Annotated in this window: 1 pseudogene; it reads left to right on the forward strand. The window is 61.0% G+C overall.

Features of this window, described 5'->3' with window-relative positions:
* Window positions 1-376: pseudogene (locus tag FJV41_RS57695) on the forward strand (transcription termination factor Rho); the annotation flags it as partial.
* Between the last annotated feature and the right edge of the window lie 11 nt (window positions 377-387).

A 387-nucleotide genomic window follows, 5' to 3' on the forward strand; every position in this document is an offset into this window, starting at 1 on the left:
TCCCAAGCGCTTCTTCGGCGCCGCGCGCAAGGTGGAAGAAGGCGGTTCGCTCACGATCATCGCCACGGCCCTGGTCGATACCGGCAGCCGCATGGACGAAGTGATCTTCGAAGAGTTCAAGGGCACCGGCAACAGCGAAATCCACCTGAACCGCCGCCTCTACGAAAAGCGCGTGTTCCCGGCGATCGAGCTCAACAAGAGCGGCACGCGCCGCGAAGAACTGCTGCTGCCCCCGGAAATCCTGCAGAAGACCCGCATCCTGCGGCAGTTCCTCTACAACATGGACGAGATCGAAAGCATGGAGCTGATGATCAAGAACATGAAGGCCACCAAGACGAACGTCGACTTCTTCGACATGATGCGCCGCGGCGGCTGATCCGCGCGACG

It is taken from the genome of Myxococcus llanfairpwllgwyngyllgogerychwyrndrobwllllantysiliogogogochensis (genome assembly GCF_006636215.1).
In the GTDB taxonomy this organism is placed as follows: Bacteria; Myxococcota; Myxococcia; order Myxococcales; family Myxococcaceae; genus Myxococcus; species Myxococcus llanfairpwllgwyngyllgogerychwyrndrobwllllantysiliogogogochensis.